This is a genomic window from Natronospira elongata (genome assembly GCF_034931365.1).
Taxonomy (GTDB): Bacteria; Pseudomonadota; Gammaproteobacteria; order Natronospirales; family Natronospiraceae; genus Natronospira; species Natronospira elongata.
Window position 1 is genome coordinate 1 of sequence record NZ_JAYGII010000037.1, and the last position, 19,050, is coordinate 19,050.

The window sequence follows — 19,050 nt, forward strand, 5'->3', positions numbered from 1 at the left end:
CGGCAGAGCTCGATCTCATTGTCCGTGATGCGTTTGACCCGGAAGAGCTGCGACCGGGATGGTGTGTCGAGCACATCCCGCGCCCGGTCAATCGGAGTGAAACTTATCTGTTTTCCGGTTTCTTCGGAAAGCTTCTGGGGATCGACGGGGGTTCGCACTCGGACCAGCCCCCGCGGGCGTCTCGCCTGCAGGGTGCGATAAGGTGTCGCGGCCGGGTGGAATTGATGGAGCAGGTCCTCGAAGCTCTGGATGGCGGCACGTAACGCTTTCTTGCGTTTATCGTTCCCGGCCTGCATGTGTTCAAGCTCTTCCTTTCTTTCCCGGATCAAGCGCTGCAGATCCAGTATGGTTTCGTCGGCATGATCGCGGGATTGTCGCAGTGATTTCAGGGATCTCAGACTTCTGGCGATGCCAAAGCCTAAAAGCACCAGCATGACGACACCGGTCATGGCCATTTCATCGCTCACGCTGTCGGAAGTCATTCCATTCCAGAGAAAGATGCCGGTGCCGATGAAGAGGGCGGCGAAAAGAGCGGCGAGCAGTGCATGCATGATGAGCCCGTTTGCCTTTTCCTGAGCCTGCTCGCGCACCTTCTCCATCTTTTTCTCATGGCGGAGCCTCCAGTCCGCAAACTCGACATTCATTGCCCGCTTCAGCTCCTGACTTCGCGACTCCCAGCGCTTGCCCAGTTCACGAATGGCGCCGTGGGTTTCCGATAGTTTTCGTCTGGCCATGTCGGCCAGCCGGGGAAAGCTGGTCTTCATGTGGATGGCCGGTTGGACGCTGTCGTGATACCAGGCTTCGGTGGTGTGGGATTGATCAACGCTTGACCGGATGCGATCCAGCTTCTGGATCTGTTTCGACAGCTTCGCTTTTTCCTTGGCGAGGAATTCATCGATGGTCGCTCGGATCGGATTGAAGTCCGGGTCGTCCAGGATCTGGCGCAGGCTTGGCGGGAACACGCGGATTGCGTCCTCGATGGCCTCCATGGCCTTTTCCGGCTTTCGCTGCAGGGCGTACTGCCGGGCCAGCTCCACATGCGAGCGGCCCAGGTTGCCTGCTACCTGGACGGCGGTTCTGGCGTGTTCAAGGCCCTCGGCAAGCCGGCCCAGGCCGGAAGCTGCCCGCGCCGCCAGGATGTGGGCCGTTGCCGCCCGGCCCCGTCGGCCTTCGGCACGGTAGAGCCTGGCGGCCTTGTCGGCATGTTCTATGGCTGCCTGGAAATGCTTTTTCCGGTAGCTGCCCACATAGACCTTGGCAAGATAATAGTGGCTGGCCACATCGAGCGGCAGAATATCGATGGCCGACTTGAAGTGATGGATGGCTTCGCCAGTGAAGCCAAGCTCCATGGCTTTTCGGCCTTCTTCCCGGTGTTCGAGCGCCTGAAGGGAAATCTGGCGTCGTAGCAGGGCTTCCACGCCCATTTTCTCGACCTGGACAGTAGTCAGGTTGATGTCATGGGTTTCGGAGAACTTGTCGAAATGATCAATGTCCTGTTCATTGATGCCCCTGACGGTGGTGTCGGGACTGTCATCCCAGTCTTCTTCCCCTTCACCCGTCTGATGTGCGGCCCCCTCTTCATGAAACTCCCAGTGAGCCTTGTCGAGCCACTGAAAGATCTCATCCGCCAGCTCTTCCTCCGGGCGTGACGGATCCAGGAAGCCGACGGTGTGATTGTCCTGCAGCTCTTTCTGCCAGGCAGAAAAGACCGGGTCATCGGAGTACTGAATGTTGCCGTCGGCATAGGATGAGCCGATGAAGAAGGGCAGTACACGGCAGTTTTCCGTCTTCATCGCTTCACGGTATTCGAGCTCGGTGAAGCTGTGATCCTCGCCCGGGGCCTTGCCGCCATAGGTCTCACCGACCAGCAGGATCATGAATTCCGACCGGCGCACGGCCGAGAGGCATTCGTCCAGTGGAGGCCGGTGGCCGACCCGGCCGTCATTGAGATCAATGGCCTCGATCTGGCGGTACTTGATGGCTTCGATGCGCTCGCAAAGCAGAGCTCTCAGTCGGGAGAATTCTTCGAAGCGGGAGGCGAGAAAAACAGCAGTTCTTTGTAAGGCCATGATTGGTTTCCAGTCTTTCCTTGAGAGATCCCGAATTGAGAAATGCTAGTCAGTATCGATATTGACGCCTGTCCAGTGGTCGAGAGCGCCATATTGGAGTCTTGCCTGGTTGCTTTGGCTTGCCAGCCAGAGAACAGGCAGCTTCCTTCGGCCGGCCTGTGCCACGGTGTCCGCCGTCCCGCCTGCGCCGCGACTCGGCTGACCATCCCAGAGGGCCAGGATCAGGTCGGCGGAATCAAGGATTCGGGACTGCAGGGCCACGAAGGGCGCGTTCGGGGAAGTGGCAGCCGTTTCATTCAGGGCTTCTATCCGGGTGGCACCGGTGTCGCGTGCGGCCTGGATCTCGTTGTCATCCAGCGTGATGGCGTGCCAGGGCATGCCCAGGTGCCGGGCGGCAGCGCCGGCGAGGAGGTCGCTGCCATCGGCCGCACCGCTTGTGAGCACAATGCTGGGGCTATGGGTTTGAATCGCGCGCAGGACCGTTTCCAGCTGGTCCTGGAGTACATTCCGGTTCTGGCTGAGCCTGGTTTGACGGTGGCCGACGAAACCCAATACGGCAGTGTTTGCGAGTCCGGGCATTGCACCCAGCGGCATCTCAGGCAAGTCGTCCCCCTTGTCCTTCCCCTTTTCCGCCTAGCTCAGTATCCAATCGGCTGAACCAGAAATCAAGCTGGTGTCAGGCCGTCATGACTGTCATTGAAAACCGAATTGGGATTGTGTTCCCCGCTCATGGGCATGTGATAGCGTTAAGCCTTTTTTCGAAGCGCGAAGGCTTTAAGGGAATGCCCCATCCGTCATCGCAAACAGATCTACCCCGCCTGGTGATTGGCTTTTATCGCCTGCGTTTTGCAGTGCATGACCGTTATGACTATCCCGGTTTTTCCGGGTCGGCATGGCGAGGCGTGCTTGGCCATGCCCTGCGTGAGCGGCATTGTCCGCGTGGTCTGCACAGGGCCTGCGACTGTGATCCGGCCTGTGACTACGCCCGCCTGTTCGAACCACCCCTGCCGGCCGATACCCATGGATTGCCCCTGGCCGGGCTGGATCGGCTGCCATCGCCCTGGCTGCTGCATGAACTGCCTGAAGGGCCGGTGGCGCGAGGCGAGACCCTGACACTGGGGCTTTCCCTGCTGGGTACGGCCAATGCCGGTCTGCCGGCCTATGTGCAGGCGCTGGCCGAGGGTGCCGGCCGGCTGGAAATGGCAGACAACCTGAAGCTCGTGTCGGTGGCCCGCTGGCACCGGGCTGGGGGCTTGCGCGAGATTGATGCTGATCAGCCGCAAGCGGCCGGGCCCAGCGAGGCCGAGTGGCTGGATCAGGCGGGCATTCTGGGCCATGCGGGGCCCATGCGGGTCAGGCTGCTGACGCCGATGCGCCTGCGGGTGGGCGGTCGCCACCTGGGCCAGCGGGGCTTCGATCCCGGCGCTTTCTGCATGGCGGTGGTCCGGCGGGTGTCGCTGCTCGCAGCGGTGTACGGCCCGGGGCCGGTGACGGCGGATTTTCGCGCCCTGAAAGCGGCCTGCGCCGATGTCCGGCTCCATGCCCAGACCCTGCAATGGGAGGAGCGGGCCCGGCGTTCCAATCGCCAGGGTGCCCGCCATCAGCTCGGTGGGCTCAGTGGCGCCTTTGAGCTGGATAATGTTGCCCACGAACTGGTCCCCTGGCTGCTGCTCGGCCAAGCGGTGCATGTGGGCAAGGCGGTCAGCATGGGCCTGGGCCGCTTTCACCTTGAACCGGCTTCATGAACCGCTGATTGCTTCGATCCATTCCTGCATTGTCATGGGCAGAATCAGTTCTTCTGTCGCACGGGTCGTTGCGATGTAGAGGTGGGCAAGCACATGGGGTGAGGGTGCGGGATCACGGTGCCTGATTTCTGCCAGCCATTCATCACTGACCATCACACGACGAAATTCATGGTTTCTCGCCGATTCCAGGCGGCCGAGGGTGAAGCGCGGCCGCTCCCCGTCTGTGACGCGTGCCATGTCGGCCGACCAGTCAGCATAGTTATAGCCTTCCTCGAGTATGCGGTTCAGGGCCATGAAGGCCGGGTTGCTGTGATGCCTTCTCGCGAGGCTGTCCCAGGCACTGCATTCCCGGAATTCCGGATGGCGGGGCCGGATGTTTTCCCGATACAGGCCGATCAGGTCATTGCCCAGGTTATGCAGGTCGCGGTGGTTGTCCAACAATTGGGCGCCGGCACCGGCGTCGGCAAGCCGCTTGAGCCAGGCCACCATGGCCAGCCAGTCGGGCACGAGAATGGCGGATGGTTTGTCCGGGATGCTTGCTGTGCGGTAATAGCTGATCCTGGTGTGACCGAGGGTATTGCCTATGAAAGGCTCTTTCAGTCGACTCGGGTGGGCCTGAATGAGCGGATTGATGATGGCTTCCACATTCCGGCTGGAACGGACCGAGTGGGTCATTTCCCGTTGTCGAATGACATTGTCGCGCTTTAACGCCATGCCGCGGATGCGCTGGAACTCATCGCCGAGACTGATCAGTGCCTGGGGACTGTTTTCCAGCAGCTGCAGCAATGCGGGGGAAAACTCGTGTGCCTCGTCCATCAGGATATCGGTGTATTGCGGCATTACCTGCCAGCCTTGGAGGGCGGCATATTTGATCCGGTGATAGGCGTGGATGGGCAGGGCCCTGCCTTTGCCATGAGGGGCGATTGTGAGCTGCCACAGCAAGCGGGCATTTTCCACAACCAGGGCTGCACTGTCCTCGTTATGCGCGATGGATGAGTGGCGCGGGAGGTGTTTGCTGCTGATTTCGCTGTCGGTGCTGTGACAGAAATTAAAAACACTTTGGCGGGCGAGCGTGGCGATCTCCCATTCCGGGTAACGACCGCTGGACGGGATGCCCAGTAAATTGACAAGCTCAGTGGTGGAGATGGCATGCCCATGCGGGTTGCCCCGGCGCAGGGCTGAAAATGTCGGTGCCGTCCGGTCCACTGGAATCATACGATAGGCAAGCCCACCAACGGTCAGGATATCCACCTGTGGGCAGTCCTTGAGAATCGTTTGCAGGGCCCTTGATTGCGCCTGTGTGTGGCAGAGTACGAGCGGTCTTGCATTGTTCTCGGCAAGCCCTGCCGCCAGCTGGCGGATCATCAAGGTTTTACCGCAGCCGGCATAGCCCTGAATGTGGATGCTTTCTCCGGGCAGGTGGTGGATCTCGGTGTAGCGGCGCATTTGCTCACGGGTGAGAAAATAGCTTCGATTCTGGGTATCAATCCTTATGCTGCGCTGACGAAGCTTTTCCCGGTGCTGTTCGGCAAATTCGAAATTCCAGCTCTGGTCCACGTTCAGATAATGGCGTTGCTTCACTGACTCGTCGTCCAGTAGCGCAATGCCGAAGGCGCCCAGCAGGGCCTGTCCTGCCTTAAGGCGATCCCGGTCCAGGGTATTGGCAATCGCGTTTTTGAGCCCATCGGCTGCCTCTGATGTGGCAACGCGGTTCAATGCGGCCAGCTGATCCGCCAGGAGCCATTCATGGCCCCTCGATTCCTGCCCGGACAGATCAGGAATCTTCTGCAGCAGAAGAAGCGATGCCCATTGGGGGAGGTCCAGGGTGGAAAGGCTCTCGTGTGCCGAGTCCGCCTGCTGGACGCGCTGAATCTGCTCCTCGCTGATGGGAAGATAGAATCTGGCTTCAACCTCGTGCATCGGGCATCCCGCTTGAATGGCTGCTGTCAGGCGGCCGCGTTGATGGCCTGGTCGAGTCTGGTAATGAAGGGTGAGCGGCCGCTGCCGCTCAGGACAAGGCGCTCCATGGCGCGGGTCATGCCGACGTAAAGGATGCGCGCTTCGCTCAGCTCATCCCTGCCCCTCATAGGCGTTGTCTGAAGGGCGGGAATGAGCACCAGGGGGAATTCCAGGCCCTTGCTCGAATGCAGGGTGCTGAGTGTGACGGCCGACATTGGGCTGTTGTCCTTTCTCTGGCCGGCCCAGCGGAAGGGAATACCCGACGCTGACAGGGCGGCCTCTACTTTCCGGGCCGCATAGCGAGTCCGGAACAGCACTGCCATCTCGGACCAGGCGCGGCCGCGTTGATGTTCCGTTTGCAGTTCCTTCACCACCGCCGCGGCTTCTTCGCCTGGGCTGGTAAATTGATGCAGGACCGGCAGGGGGCCGGCGCCGCCCGCGCTTTCCGGGCAGATCAGGGGGATGCCATCGTCATCGCTGCGCTTTTCTGTCAGCAGTTCGCTGGCAAATTCCTGTGCGACTTGCAGAATCTGGCGGGTATTGCGGTAATTCTTGCGCAGAATCGTGGTGCGGCCACGCGCCTCGATGCCCACGCTGGAAAGAGTGAAGGGTTTGCGCTCTTCGCCGTAAATGGATTGGGCGTCATCGTAGAGCAGCAGCAGGCTGTTAGTGGCCGGGTCCACCATCTGTACGGCAATGCGAAGCCAGTCCGGCTCAAAATCGTGGCCTTCGTCAATGAGCACGGCACCGTACTGGGCGCGCGGCACATGACCAAGCTCCAGGGAGCGGTCCAGTTGGCTGACCGCCTCTTCCCAGGCCGGCTGGCCCTGTTCGGTTTTCGGGACAGGCTGCTGGTAGGTCTTGAGCTGATGCAGGCACCAGGCATGAAAGGTACGAACCACCACCTGTTTGCCGAGGCCCCGGTCCCGGGTGAGTCGTTCCAGACGTTCGGCGAGAGAGCGGTTGTAACAGAGCAGCAGGATGGGCTTTTGCAGCACGCGGGCCAGATAACTGCAGCGATAGACCAGTACCAGTGTCTTGCCGGCGCCGGCGGCTCCGTGGATGACGCGGTGGCCGGCCCCCAGGTTGCGGGCGACCTTCTCCTGTTCCAGGTCCATGACCTTGACCATGTCCGGCAGGGCCGTTTCGATGTCTTTTTCTTCCTCCCCGCCAGTGTCCCAGAGCCCCTTCTGGTTGATACGGATCTCGGGAAACATGCGTGCCCGGATACGATCGATCTGGGGCACTGAAAGTGCCACCGGCGGGGTGATCGTGAACATGTCCCACAGGCGTTTCTGGAACTCTTCAGCCTCGGTGGAGGGACTCATTTCGTCTTTGCAGATCACCTGGTCCGGGGCCAGCATTTGGTCCAGGCCGCTGCGTTCAAGCTGCTGGCGGGTGATGTTGCTCAGTACCACGCCGAACCCCCACGGCACCATGAGCTTGCCGGCGCGGGGATGGCCGGGGGGATGAAGCAGACTGGCTTCCTGTTCCAGTTCCCGGCTGATGCGGATGGCATACAGCCTGGCCTGGTCCAGGGGATTGCTTTCTCGCACCAGGCCCCGCTGGGTAGAGAGCGTGATCGATTGCCGATTGGCTTCGTGCAGACTCTCGAGCTTCCAGTCCTTGACCTCCAGTGCCAGGACGCCGCGGCGCGGATGCAGGATAACAAAGTCCGGCTGCTGCCGGCGGGGCCCGATGGGGGCTTCGTGCCAGATCAGGTAATCATCTTCCAGGAGTGCTGCCATGCGATCCGCCAGGCGGCGTTCGCCCCGCGTCATCGTGCCGCGCTTCTGGTTGATGCTGGTGAGAAAATTGGCCATTTGGCGCACCCCCGTCTTGATCCCCTGAGTGCAGTATGCCACCGGATGACAAGGGGTTCAGCCGCTGCAAGCTTGCGGCGGGGCGCCTTCTGGCCCTGCTTATGCGGTTTTTTTGGATGACGCCGGTTTCAGAGACGCAGCCAGTATGATGAGTACACCCGTGATGATCAGGCCGATTGACAGGAACAGGGGTGAAACGTCGCGAAACATCAGGCCGATGACGCCGGTTAGCAGAATGATCACGCCAAGATCTCCCAACAGCCAGGACAGGCCTTTGTCCTGCAGGGCCCTCTCCACCATGGACATGGCCATTGCCCCACCCAGCAGGGCGAGGCCGAACAGTACATCCGAGCCATACAGCATGAAGCTGCCCGCAACGCTCAGCAGGATGAAAAACAGCTTCGGACCGGGCATGAACTCGGACGCCATTCTTTTCAGAGCTGTGGCTGTCTTCAAGGGTGGTCTCCTGTTTGTTCATCCATTTCCACCCGGCAGGGCACCAGTCTGGCATCGCAGGCGGCCATGGTCTGTTCATCCAGTTCCACCCCCCGCAGTTCCGGGGGAATGTCCACGGCCAGATGGTGGTATTCGGCACCTATTTTGCAGACTTGGGCGGCCATGTGCACGGGCAGGGTGCCGATGACACGGTCACCGGGGCGAATCTCGTTGAGATCCAGGTGTGCTCTGTGAATCACCGGGCCGTGTCCCTGGCGCTGCAGCCAACGGATGGCCCCGGGGTGACGGCTGACCAGAAAGATACGCTTGTTCTTGTTCTCCATGACGGGTTCCTCAGTAATGTTCGCCGGCACGGGCCTGGGTGGATGCGGGCAGATCATATCCGCTTTCGGTGATCCGGTGCCCGCCAATGCTCAGAAACAGGGTGAACGGCCGGTACTCGTCCGTGCTGATGCGGCTGCGCAGGGCAAAGCGGCTTTCCTGTCCCCAGGACAGGGCCAGATCCAGGAAGGGGTAGGCATAGGTGCTGCTGCCGCTTTCCAGGGAAGCGCCGAACAGGCGATTGCTGTCGTCATTCCACTCCACCATGCCAAGGGCAGTGCCCAGGCTCATGCTGAAGCCGGCATTGCTGCGCCGCATGCCCGTCCACCAGCCAATGCTGGGCGAGACTTCAAAGATACTCAGTTCCGCCTCGTCCCGGTTGCCCTCGGCATCGGTGAACTCGATTGCCTGGCCGATGAAGTCCAGGCCGATGTCGGCCATGAAGCCGGATGCGGCCAGATGGCCGATGCGAACGCCCACACTCAGGGCGGTGTCGAAGCGGGCCTCGTCCAGTTCCCGCCCGGTGCGTTGTGCGAACCACGTGTCGATGTCGGCCACGGCGGTGTCATCCGGGAGCGGGTGGGCGTCACCCGGCAACCCGGTCACGCCCATGCCAAAGGTGGCCAGGCGGCCCCGGGACCAGAAGCGGCGGTCGGGCAGGGGGCGATACTGGCGATGCAGCGCCTCTCCCTCATGCAGGACCAGGCTTTCGCGGATGGTCTGTGCATCGTCTTCACCTTCCAGCTCGATGCGGTAGCGGCCGGCCGGGACCTCCATCGGCTGCGTGCGTCCATTGATGCTGTGTCGAAAACCGTTGGGGCCGGATACCCGGGCGGTGGCACCGCGCGGTGTCTGGAGGTGCAGGGTCGCGGTCCGGTTCTCCTGCAGAACGGCCGAGAAGACATGGATGGGCGCATTTTCCGGGATATGAATATGCTCATCGAGGCCGGCAAGCTCACCCCGGCCCATGATCCGGATATGCGTTTCACGTCCAGCCGGCACCCGCAGTGTCTGGGGGGCGACGATGCCATCCCCGTTGACCGCTACAACGGTACCGGCGGGCTCGACATGGACAAAGAGCCGGGTTGCGCCGTCAGACTTCCAGTCAGCGGCGGACAAGACGGCCAGGCGGCGCTGGCGCTCGGGTACGGTCAGCACTTCCCGTTCCGGGCTTTGCAGGGATACGGTCACCGCCTGCTTGTTGGCTGACCCGGGCAGGGGCGGCAGCCGCCCGTCACGCGCCGTATGAAAGGATTCGCCATTGACGCTCAAATGCAGCCGGCCCTGGGGGCGGAAGCTTTCACGGTCGATGACGGTCAGGTTTGGCTGCCCGTCATCCTTCCGGGTGGGCAGTACATCCAGGCGGGAGAGGGCACCGCGCAGGGCTACTTCGAAATAGCTGCCGTAGGTGAGCAGTTCCCCGTCGGGGTTGAGCATTTCCCGGTCCGCCAGTTCCAGGCGGCGGGCGTGGTCCAGGCCGCTCAGGGCCGCCATGGCACGCTTGCCCGGTTGCGAGCTGGAAAGACTCTCCAGACGATGGACCCTTGCCTGCAAAGGGGCTTCAATCCGCATCTCCCGGCGCAGGGTGTCCAGCCGGTCCCGAGGCAGCCGGACTTCCGCGTACCAGCCATCGCGCAGGGATTCCAGGGTAACGAGTTCGGCACCGTCCAGCCTGACATTGATCATGGTGCGCGTCAGACTTTCCATCAGGCTTTCGGTATTGACCGAACCATTGCGGCTGTCCATCTCGAAGCGTTCACCGTGCTGTTCCTGCACCCAGAGACTGACCTGGGAGGCCAGGTCATTGAGCGCCCTCTGCCGGGCCTCCGCCTCGGAGCCGCCCGTTCCACGTCCCCAGGCATGACGGCTGTCATCGGCATGGGTGGTCATGGCCATTCTGTCCTGGACACTTGGCAGGCTGCTGCAGCCTGCAGCCAGCACGGCAAACAGCACGATGGCACAGAACAGATGGATGGTGGACGGCTTGGACATGATTCTCCCCTTGTAATGTTTGATCAGTCGCCCATGACACGGCTGAAGGTGGACAGGCCACTGGCACGTTGTTCCGCCCGGCGTTCGTTGAGCCGCTCCAGATGGGCTTCAGAACGACGGCGCACGGCCTCCCGTTCCGAGTCCGAACCCGCCTCGAGGACCTCGTAGAGCGGTTCGAAATCCTGATCCAGGTCCAGGGCGACGCGCACGAACCAGCGGCCCTGTGAATCCCAGTGGGCGCGATCAATCTCGGCACCGGTCAGCTCCACATCGACGAAGGTTTCCAGCGTCTGGGCCAGCTGTTCGCTGACTTCCCCGCCGAACTGCTCGACATATTCATCCATCAGCCCCCGCTGGTGGTTCTGCAGTGCTACCGCTACATCATTGAGGGCCCGGTTGCGCGCAGTGCGGCGCATGGCATCGGGATGATCCGGGTTGGCTGGCGAGATCCCGTAGCCATAGATCACCCCTGGCCGGGTTTCGGCTTCGTGCTCCAGATACCAGTCTGGTGCCTCCGCCCGATGGTCATCGGCATCAAAGCCGGGCTTTTTCTCCGGGGCAGTGCCACAAGCGGCGAACAGCAGGGTGGTGATGAAAAGGGCGACGATCTGGATTGAACGATTCATGGCTTTTCCTCTTTGCTTGGAATGACTCAGGCCGCTGGCCGGCCTCGATGGTGCCTACTTTGGCAGAGATCCAGTCGAAGGCTGCGGCTTGCAAGCTTGCAAATGGCCCCGACCGGATAGCTGCCAACTAGTCTTTCATTCCCGGGCGACAAGCTATGTCGTTTTGTGCCCGTTCAATGAACGTGGGCACATCATCGCTCCGCTTTGCCCGGAACTGGTGATGCGCAAGCTTGCATGCTGAGAAATCCTGCTTGGCGGCTGTTTGAATGGCAGGCAGGCAGAGAAGAACAGCAAGGGGGAAGTCGATATGAGCAGTGTCCGCAGCTTCTGGTACGACCACAAGGCACAGCCGCAGGCTGAAGCCTCCAGCGTGCCTGGGCAGGATGAGGTCGGCGCACCCCATTGGGAAACCACGGCCCGCGCGCGGCGTGAAGGGAGTGATGCGGGTGCGCGCTCGGATGCGGGGCCCGTCCGCCGGGTTCGCCGCAGTCCCCGCGCCTGGCCCTGGCTTGCCCTGGGGCTTGTCTTGGCAGCCGTTTTGCTGCCGTTGGACAGGCAGGATCGTGGCAGCTGCCTTGGTCAGATTGCCGGGGAACAGTACTATCTGCCGGATTTTTCGGCCTGCGGTGATGCCGTCGTTGATGCCTGGATTGAACTGGCGCCGCATATTCATGCGCGAACGGAATCGCTATCCCGCCAGGGTCTGCGTATGGGCCGGGAGGCGGGTGAAGGGTTGCGTCGGATTGTCTCTGCTGACGCCCAGGCCCGCCCGTTGCCCCGGCTCAATCCCGGCAGCGCCGAGGATTGGCTCGGGATGGTGGATGCCATGGCCGATCGCTTTGAACTGGACCCGGGCCTGTTGCTGGCAGTGATGGAAACCGAGAGCGCCTTCGATCCCCACGCCGTCAGTCATGCCGGTGCCCGGGGTCTGATGCAGATTCTCCCTGAGGGGGCCGAAGCCGATGCCCGTGAGCAACTCAGACTCGATGCCCGGGATGATCTTTTTGACCCTGCCATCAATATGCTGATCGGCAGCTGGTATCTCAGCAGCCTGCTTGAGCGTTATCGGGACCGGGTGCCCTCCGAGGTCGCCTACGGGCTTGCCCTGGCCGCCTACAACTGGGGGCCCGGAAGGGTGGATCGGTTGCTGTTGACCGACTACCCGCCCCAGGACCTTGCCACCTTTGCCGAGCGCCTTGACCGGCGTGCGCCGGCTGAAACCCGGCAATATGTGCGCCGGATTGCCGGTCGTATCGACCACTGGCAAAGCTGGTATGAATCGCAATGAGGGGCAGGGCTGCAAGCTTGCATGGCCTGTGGGGCAGGCCGGTTCATGTTTTCATGCCACCTTGCCGTATTGATCAGAGGTTCCATAAGCAATCAATTCAAAAGGGGATTGTGATGCTTTTTGTTCGTTTTGTCGTCGCCATGTTTGCTGTGTTCGCCGTTTCCACCGGTATTGCCGCGCCGGTCTTCGAGGACCTGGGTGCCAGCGGGCAGTATCAGGAACTGGCGGCCGACACCGCCGAGCGTCAGGACCTTGCCGCCACGGCCGCGCAGCCGGTGCGTTTGAACAAGGAAATCCTGGCAGCCAGGCCAGGCCAGCGGTTCGAGCTGGGGCTGCCGGCCGGTCCTGCCCTGGCCCTGTCTTTTCGGGAGTTTCGGGATCATGGCAACGGCTACCGGACCTGGATTGCTGAGCCGGTGGATCAAAAGGCACCGTCAACCTTGATTACTATCGGCCCGGAAGGGCAGTTGGCTGGTCATGTACATGCCAATGGGCAGATGTGGGAGCTGCAGGCCTCCGGACGCATGGGTGAGCATGAAGCGCTGCTGGTGGATGTGACCTTGCTGCAGCCTGAGGACGGCTTCTGCGAGGTGGAGCTTGCCGAGGAGCTGGCGGACGTTGCGGTTTCCGATACCATCCGCGACAAGGCCCTTGATGAGGGGCCGACCGTGGCCGGTATTGTCTTCGCCATCGACAATGGCAAGGCAACCCGATGGCATGGGGCCATTACCGCGACGCTGGAGAACACGGTAGCCCGCGCCAACCTGGCCTTTCAGAATGCCGAGATTGATCTGGTGCTGGAGAATCGGGGGTGGCGTTGGATCGGCTTTCCCGCCCAGTTATACCAGTCCGGTGACCGTACCATGCTTTCGCTGTTCGGAACCTCGGGTGTTACCACTGAAGATCTTATTGAACGCCCCTATCTGTCCGGTGTTCAGGATGCCCATGCGCTCAGGGCCGAGACCGAATCCATGTTCGTGACCTTTGTGACCGAAGGTATTGAGGGCGACTGGGCCTGTGGTCGTGGATATGTGAATACCCGGGAGTGGCAGTTCCGCCCTTCATCCCTGGTCAACTGGATTGGCGGTGTTTGCGCCAATAATGGCCAGGTGTTGGCCCATGAAATCGGCCACAACCTGGGCGCTCACCATGATTATGAAGACCGGGGAAGAAGCTGGAATGGAACGGCAGTCGGCTATTCCGGCTCGAATTTCAAGACCATCATGTCCTATGCCAACAAGCCCCGCCAGGATACGTTCTCCAATCCGGATACCGATTGTGACGGTGAACCTTGTGGCTCCGACGTGGAAAACGTGGCTGCTGCTTTTCAGGAGACTCGGCTGATAGCCGAACATGTAGTGGTGCCTGGATTCGGGGCAGACGTGGAGGGGGAGGTTCTGCTGGACGTGGATAACCGCTACCGTGAGCGCATGAACAGGTGGCAGATTAGAAAAGTGGATGGCGTACCGGGGGGCTGGATGGATGTCCGGCTGAAACGGGAAGGCGAGGTGATCTTCCATCACCCGCGTGCACCGGTTACCCAGAATAATCTATTCGATATTCCGGGGAGTCTTGCGCCTGGAATGCAGGGTTCTGACATGCAGGTCGTGATCGAGAACAGTGCCGATATTTTCGAGACTGTGGCGATCGACGTGGAAGCGCCGATGATTGGAAATCCTAGGCTGATGGCGCACCGCTCGCAGGAAGCAGCACGGTTGTCGGCGAGTTCAATTCCTCTGGATGGTTTTTTCACCATCCAGGTTTCCCTGACGGGTCCGGATGATGAGACGCGCATTCTGCATGAATCTCGCCCCGTGGGAGAGGGCAGTGTAGGTGTTGTGGCCGTGCCGGTGGGTGGACTCGAATGCGGCAGCGCTTACTCGACCAAGTGGCGGTTCGAAACGGATTGGGGTGAATCCATCGTTCGGGAAAGGGATTTTAGGACAAGGAGTTGCGGACAGGATGATGATCAGTTTGATGTGAGCCTTGAGGTGCTGGAGGTGGCGCCGCGTACCATTGAAGTGGAAGCAGCTGCTCCCGGCGCTGATTGGGTGACCGTCCATGTGGAGTCCTCACAGGGTATGCATGAGTTTTCTGAACAGACAGACTCCGCCATGATGAGCCTGGAGGATCTGCCCTGTAATGAAACGGCGAAATTGGTGGCCTCCAGCGGATTTAATAGAGACTTTTCTCTTTCAGAGTCGGTAATGGTGGATCTGCCACCCTGCGAGACCCCCCGCATCAGTCTTGGGCAGGAGCAGGTGACGGTCGATATGGAATCGGTCTATGCCGTGGTGGCGGTCGAGCGCGAAGATGCCGGCCACCTGGCGGCGGATATGATCGTGCGGACGGTGGCGGACACTGCTAAACCGGCCGAGCAGTATCTGGACCGGATGATCTACTTTTCCTGGGCACCGGGCGAGACCAATGCTCGAGAGTTTCTGGTACCCCTGCATCCGGCCGGTTTCGGCGAAGAAGCGCGGAGTTTCCGGGTGGAACTGATGGCGCCGGTTTCGCCCTTTGCGGCGGAAATCGGGGAGGTGGGCAGCACCGAAGTCCGAATCGGTGCGATTGAAATGCCCGTGGCCGCTTTCGAGTATGACTGTGACGGTCTGCGTTGCGCCTTCGATGGAGGGGCGAGCCGGGGGGGTGAGCACGAGATCGAGGACTGGGAGTGGGATTTCGGTGACGGGCGCCGGGACTTCTGGTCCGGTGCCGAGGTGACGCGCTCCTACCAGCAACCCGGAGAGTACACGGTGAGTCTTGGGGTGTTGACCGAAGCCGGCCTGTATGACGAAGTTAGCCGGGTGATTTCGGTCGCGGATCGATCGGACGAGGACGAAGATGAGGACAGTGACGACCGGGATCGGCAGACAGACAGTGGCGACAGCTCCAGCAGCAGCGGCTGCACCCTCGGCTCCGGTCGCCCCGATCCGCTGATCCCCTTGCTTTTGCTGGTATCTCTCATTGCCTGGTCTAGGCGTCAGGCAGCGAATTCTCTGTAGTGCTCTGGTGTACCACGGGGCCGGTTTGGGTGACAGGTCTGGTATTTGGCTGGCCGAGTTGGGTCTCCCCAGCTATGCTGAAAGTAAGGGCGGCCCATAAATCAGCGGAAACGATGTTGCCGGATTTGTGGATGGTGATTGGGCGGCCTCGGCTGTGATGGGCGTGTCGACATGGGCATCCATGTCGCCCGGAGACTAATGAAAGCAAGCCCATGGCCGATAAACATTATATGGGAGGTCCAGCAGGGACGCGTCTGAGTGTGATCCGGTCTGAGCGTCAGGCCGGATACCCGAAGAATCCGAACGTTCGGCGCGTGGGGCACCATGTTCAGAGAGAACAAGAATAGTCAGCGTGTGGCCGAGCTGGAACAGGAGCTGGCAACCCTGAAGCGGGCCTTGGCGGAAAAGGAGGCCCGGCACGAGGCTGACAGTGAGACGGCTTCTCTGTCCACGCTTTCTGCGGTGCCGACCCATTGGCGGTACGTGGAGAAGAACGCGGAGACCATCACCGGGGCATTGTTCGAGCCCATGTCATTCGCCTACAACGCTGGCGGCCTCATGGACGGGACCCAGTCGGAGCTGGCGGAGCTGCACAGCCTGCTGGCACAGATCACGGCCTCAATCCGACAGAATCAAGCCCTGGTGGGGGCGCTGGAGGAGCATACCCGTGCCATCCAGCAGTTCGTCGAGAATATCCAGAAAATCGCCTCTCAGTCCCGCATGCTCTCCCTGAATGCTGCCATTGAAGCTGCCAGGGTAGGGCGCCAGGGAAAAAGCTTTGCAGTGGTTGCGGATGAAATTGGGAATCTTTCACAGTCTGCCGGGCGATTTGCCGATGACATCGCCAATCAACTGGGGGAGATTGATGGGGATACCCGGCAGACCAGAGATTTCATCGACGGTCTAGGCTCCCAGATTGAGCGTATTGAGCAGCTTTCAACCTCGGTGACCGAGTCGTCCAGCCAGACGGCTTCTCAGACAAAAGACCTGCAAAAGGCCGCCTACAGCGCAATGGCTGCCGGGCATATCATCGGCGTCATTAGCTGGGCCTGTGACTTCTACGCGCGTCTGGCCCTGGCGGTTGAAGCTCCGGAGATCTTCGAGGCCCCGGAGATAGAACGGGACGGCAACTATCTTGGTCAGTGGCTCTTTCACGAGCAGGACAATGAGTTTCAGTTCCGCGAGCAGCCTGGCTTCAAGGACGTGGAAAACGCCTACCTTTCTCTGCTGGCTTGCGCCGAAGATGCCCTTCGGCAATGCAATGCCGGTAAGATCGAGGTGGCCCGCAAGCAGATTAAGGCGGCAAATGAGCAGGTTTCAAGGATTGCTCGGGGCATGACAGCCGTGGAACAGTATCTCAACCGCTGCACACGCCGGGCTCTGGATGGCAGCGCAAAGGAGCTAGACTGAGAGAATAATGGATTGACCGGGGGGATCAGGACGATCTCGCAAACAGAGTGTCCTCGCCGGCAGGGGCATGAGGGCAGCGAGAAAGAAACTTTGGAGGGACCATGTCCTTGAAAGTCCTGATTGTTGATGATTCGGCCATGTCGAGGAAGATCAATCGACGTGCACTGCCCCAGGAATGGGATGTTTCCATTTCGGAGGCGGCAAACGGTCGAGAGGCCTTAGAGGCCTACCGAGCCGGGAAGGCCGAGCTGATGTTTCTTGACCTGACCATGCCGGAGATGGATGGTTTTGAGGTGTTGGCTACCTTGCAGCGTGAGGGTCTGGATTGCTTTGTCATTGTGATTTCGGCCGATGTCCAGCCCCAGGCTCAGGAACGGGCGAAGAAGCTGGGAGCCATGGCATTTATCAAGAAACCGGTGGACCCCAGGGAAGTCGCACGCATCCTGCGAGAGTACGGCATATTTGATGATCGAGATCTGAGCCCATCATCCGACTCGACCCAAGGGGATAGCAGGACGGGCAATAAGTCGTCAAAGCAAAGCAAAGATCCGGCCAGCTTTACCGAGGAGCAGCAGGATGCGCTCCGTGAGATGACAAATGTGGCCATGGGTCAGGCTGGTGCATCACTGGCAGCAATGCTGGATCATTACGTGAATCTTTCCACCCCGACCACAAGGGTGGTTTCCTCCCAGCAGCTTGCCGATGCTGTCCAGGCCATGCTGGCCGAGCCCCAGGAACCGGTAGCGGCTGTCCGTCAGGCCTTTTACAGTCAGGTCCGCGGGGAAGCCATCATCATCTATGACCAGAAAGGCTGTCGAAGTCTGGCAGACCTGTTGGGGCATGAAGGGGAAATCGGGCGGGCCACGGAGCGCGAACTGCTTCTGGATGTCGCCAACCTGCTGGTTGGGGCCGTGATCAATGGGCTTGGTGAGCAGATTGGGGAGTCCTTCAACCTGTCCGCGCCGGCAATGATGGCTCGGTCCATGCCGGTGGAAAAGCTTCTTCATGGTGATCGGATGGAGTGGCATCATGCCTTGTTGGTGGAGGTCCATTTCGGCCTGGAACAGCGAGATTTTCAGTGCCACATGGTCATCCTCATGCCGGAGGAATCCATTTTGGGGATTCGCAAATTCCTTGAGAATCTCCTGGAGGGTATGGCGTGAGCGATCTGTCCGGTAATGCACTTCTCAAGGTCCTGGAGACCATTCTCCAGGAACTCAATGTGGGCATTCTTCTGGTCGACCGCGATCGCAAGGTGCTGCGATGGAACCAGTTCATGGCAGTGCATAGTGGGCGTCCCGAGGCGGAGGTGAAAGGCAAGGACCTTTTTGATGCGTTCCCCGAGCTGCCCCAGGCCTGGTTGGACAAGAAACTACGCAGCGTCCATATCCTGAAAAATCCGGCGTTTACTTCCTGGCAGCAGCGGCCCTATCTATTCCGCTTCCGACATAACCGCCCACTGACCAGCGACATGGATCACATGCGGCAGGACTGCACCTTCATCCCCATCAAGGATGACAATGACGAGGTGGAGTATGTATGTATCGTGGTCAATGATGTCACCGAGAACTGTATTTTCCAGGGCCAATTGCAACAGGCCTTGAAACAGGTTCAGGCCATGAGCGTTACTGATGCGCTCACCGGTCTTTACAACCGCCGGCACCTGGAAACGGTGTTGGGGCAGGAGTTCAAGCGGGCTCGGCGTCACAAGCGACCACTGTCGGTGCTCCTTTTCGATATCGACTTCTTCAAGAAAGTCAATGACACCTACGGGCATCGAGCCGGTGACACTGTCTTGCAGTCTGTTGCCCGGCTTTGCCAGGAGATGTTGCGCGAGCACGATGTCTGTGCCCGCTATGGGGGCGAAGAGTTTTGCCTGGTTTTACCCGACACCGACCTGGAAGGCGCCTGCGTGGTGGCGGAACGCTTGCGAAAGTCCGTAAAGCAGGAACGTATTGAAGTGGACGGCAATGAGATTTCCGTGACCATCACCATCGGGGTATGCGACTACGATGACACCATGCCACACCATGAAGCCATGTTGGACTCGGCGGATGAAGCCCTTTATGAGGGCAAGGAACAGGGTCGCGACCGGGTAATTAGTTGAGCTGCAGAGCACTCCCTTCGGTGATCAATGTTCTTCCTGATCTTTTGGCAGGGACAGGGGTACATCTGAACTGCTCATTTTTCCTGCCAGTGCGATGATTTCGTCCGACAGGGCACGATCCTGGTTGAGGAATGGGATGTCATCACGAAGCCAGTCGGTCCATTTTCGGGTGGCGTGGGCAAAACCGTGCTTGCCGCTCAGGTCCACCGCCTGGGCCAGGACCATCGCTTCAATTGCCAGCACATCGAA

General features: G+C 60.3%; 14 protein-coding genes and 1 pseudogene. 6 read left to right on the forward strand and 9 right to left on the reverse strand.

Annotation, left to right across the window (positions count from 1 at the left end; genetic code table 11):
• Window positions 1-2,069, reverse strand: a 2,069-nt coding sequence (locus tag VCB98_RS11840; RefSeq protein ID WP_346052797.1) for a DUF4062 domain-containing protein, incomplete at its 3' end; no start/stop codon positions are given.
• Window positions 2,070-2,114: 45 nt separating this feature from the next.
• Complete coding sequence (locus tag VCB98_RS11845; RefSeq protein ID WP_346052799.1) at window positions 2,115-2,672, reverse strand: hypothetical protein; 558 nt, start codon at window positions 2,670-2,672, stop codon at window positions 2,115-2,117.
• A gap of 179 nt (window positions 2,673-2,851) precedes the next feature.
• Here VCB98_RS11845 and cas6 point away from each other — a divergent pair, with 179 nt between their 5' ends.
• Window positions 2,852-3,814: a CRISPR system precrRNA processing endoribonuclease RAMP protein Cas6 gene (cas6, locus tag VCB98_RS11850; protein ID WP_346052801.1), complete on the forward strand. Its 963-nt coding sequence runs from the start codon at window positions 2,852-2,854 to the stop codon at window positions 3,812-3,814.
• Here the strand turns inward: cas6 and VCB98_RS11855 are convergent.
• The 6 genes from VCB98_RS11855 to VCB98_RS11880 form a co-directional block, all read right to left on the reverse strand.
• A complete protein-coding gene (locus VCB98_RS11855) occupies window positions 3,809-5,734 on the reverse strand; it encodes a hypothetical protein (RefSeq protein WP_346052803.1) in 1,926 nt (641 codons plus the stop codon). The genes cas6 and VCB98_RS11855 overlap by 6 nt on opposite strands.
• A 26-nt stretch (window positions 5,735-5,760) precedes the next feature.
• The gene (locus VCB98_RS11860; protein ID WP_346052805.1) at window positions 5,761-7,596 is read right to left on the reverse strand and encodes a DEAD/DEAH box helicase; all 1,836 of its coding nucleotides are present in this window, start codon (window positions 7,594-7,596) and stop codon (window positions 5,761-5,763) included.
• A gap of 99 nt (window positions 7,597-7,695) precedes the next feature.
• Window positions 7,696-8,052, reverse strand: coding sequence for a hypothetical protein (locus VCB98_RS11865; protein WP_346052807.1), 357 nt, complete (start codon window positions 8,050-8,052; stop codon window positions 7,696-7,698).
• Window positions 8,049-8,375 (reverse strand): CRISPR-associated protein Csx16, encoded by a 327-nt coding sequence (gene csx16, locus VCB98_RS11870; protein ID WP_346052808.1) that lies wholly within the window; start codon window positions 8,373-8,375, stop codon window positions 8,049-8,051. The genes VCB98_RS11865 and csx16 overlap by 4 nt, the downstream gene beginning before the upstream one ends.
• Window positions 8,376-8,385: 10 nt before the next feature.
• A complete protein-coding gene (locus VCB98_RS11875) occupies window positions 8,386-10,365 on the reverse strand; it encodes a hypothetical protein (protein WP_346052810.1) in 1,980 nt (659 codons plus the stop codon).
• 23 nt (window positions 10,366-10,388) lie between these two features.
• The gene (locus VCB98_RS11880; RefSeq protein ID WP_346052812.1) at window positions 10,389-10,991 is read right to left on the reverse strand and encodes a hypothetical protein; all 603 of its coding nucleotides are present in this window, start codon (window positions 10,989-10,991) and stop codon (window positions 10,389-10,391) included.
• Window positions 10,992-11,298: 307 nt separating this feature from the next.
• On the opposite strand from VCB98_RS11880, the gene VCB98_RS11885 reads away from it, so the two are divergent.
• The 5 genes from VCB98_RS11885 (at window position 11,299) to VCB98_RS11905 (ending at window position 18,801) form a co-directional block, all read left to right on the forward strand.
• On the forward strand, window positions 11,299-12,279 hold the full coding sequence (locus VCB98_RS11885; RefSeq protein WP_346052813.1) for a lytic transglycosylase domain-containing protein: 981 nt from the start codon (window positions 11,299-11,301) through the stop codon (window positions 12,277-12,279).
• 113 nt (window positions 12,280-12,392) lie between these two features.
• Window positions 12,393-15,284, forward strand: coding sequence for a M12 family metallo-peptidase (locus VCB98_RS11890; protein ID WP_346052814.1), 2,892 nt, complete (start codon window positions 12,393-12,395; stop codon window positions 15,282-15,284).
• A gap of 324 nt (window positions 15,285-15,608) precedes the next feature.
• Window positions 15,609-16,694: a methyl-accepting chemotaxis protein gene (locus VCB98_RS11895; RefSeq protein ID WP_346052815.1), complete on the forward strand. Its 1,086-nt coding sequence runs from the start codon at window positions 15,609-15,611 to the stop codon at window positions 16,692-16,694.
• A gap of 101 nt (window positions 16,695-16,795) precedes the next feature.
• Window positions 16,796-17,857, forward strand: a complete 1,062-nt coding sequence (locus tag VCB98_RS11900) for a response regulator (protein WP_346052817.1) — start codon at window positions 16,796-16,798, stop codon at window positions 17,855-17,857.
• Window positions 17,854-18,801, forward strand: a complete 948-nt coding sequence (locus VCB98_RS11905; protein WP_346052819.1) for a diguanylate cyclase — start codon at window positions 17,854-17,856, stop codon at window positions 18,799-18,801. The genes VCB98_RS11900 and VCB98_RS11905 overlap by 4 nt, the downstream gene beginning before the upstream one ends.
• A 24-nt stretch (window positions 18,802-18,825) precedes the next feature.
• Here the strand turns inward: VCB98_RS11905 and VCB98_RS11910 are convergent.
• Window positions 18,826-19,050, reverse strand: a pseudogene (locus tag VCB98_RS11910) (hypothetical protein); the annotation flags it as partial.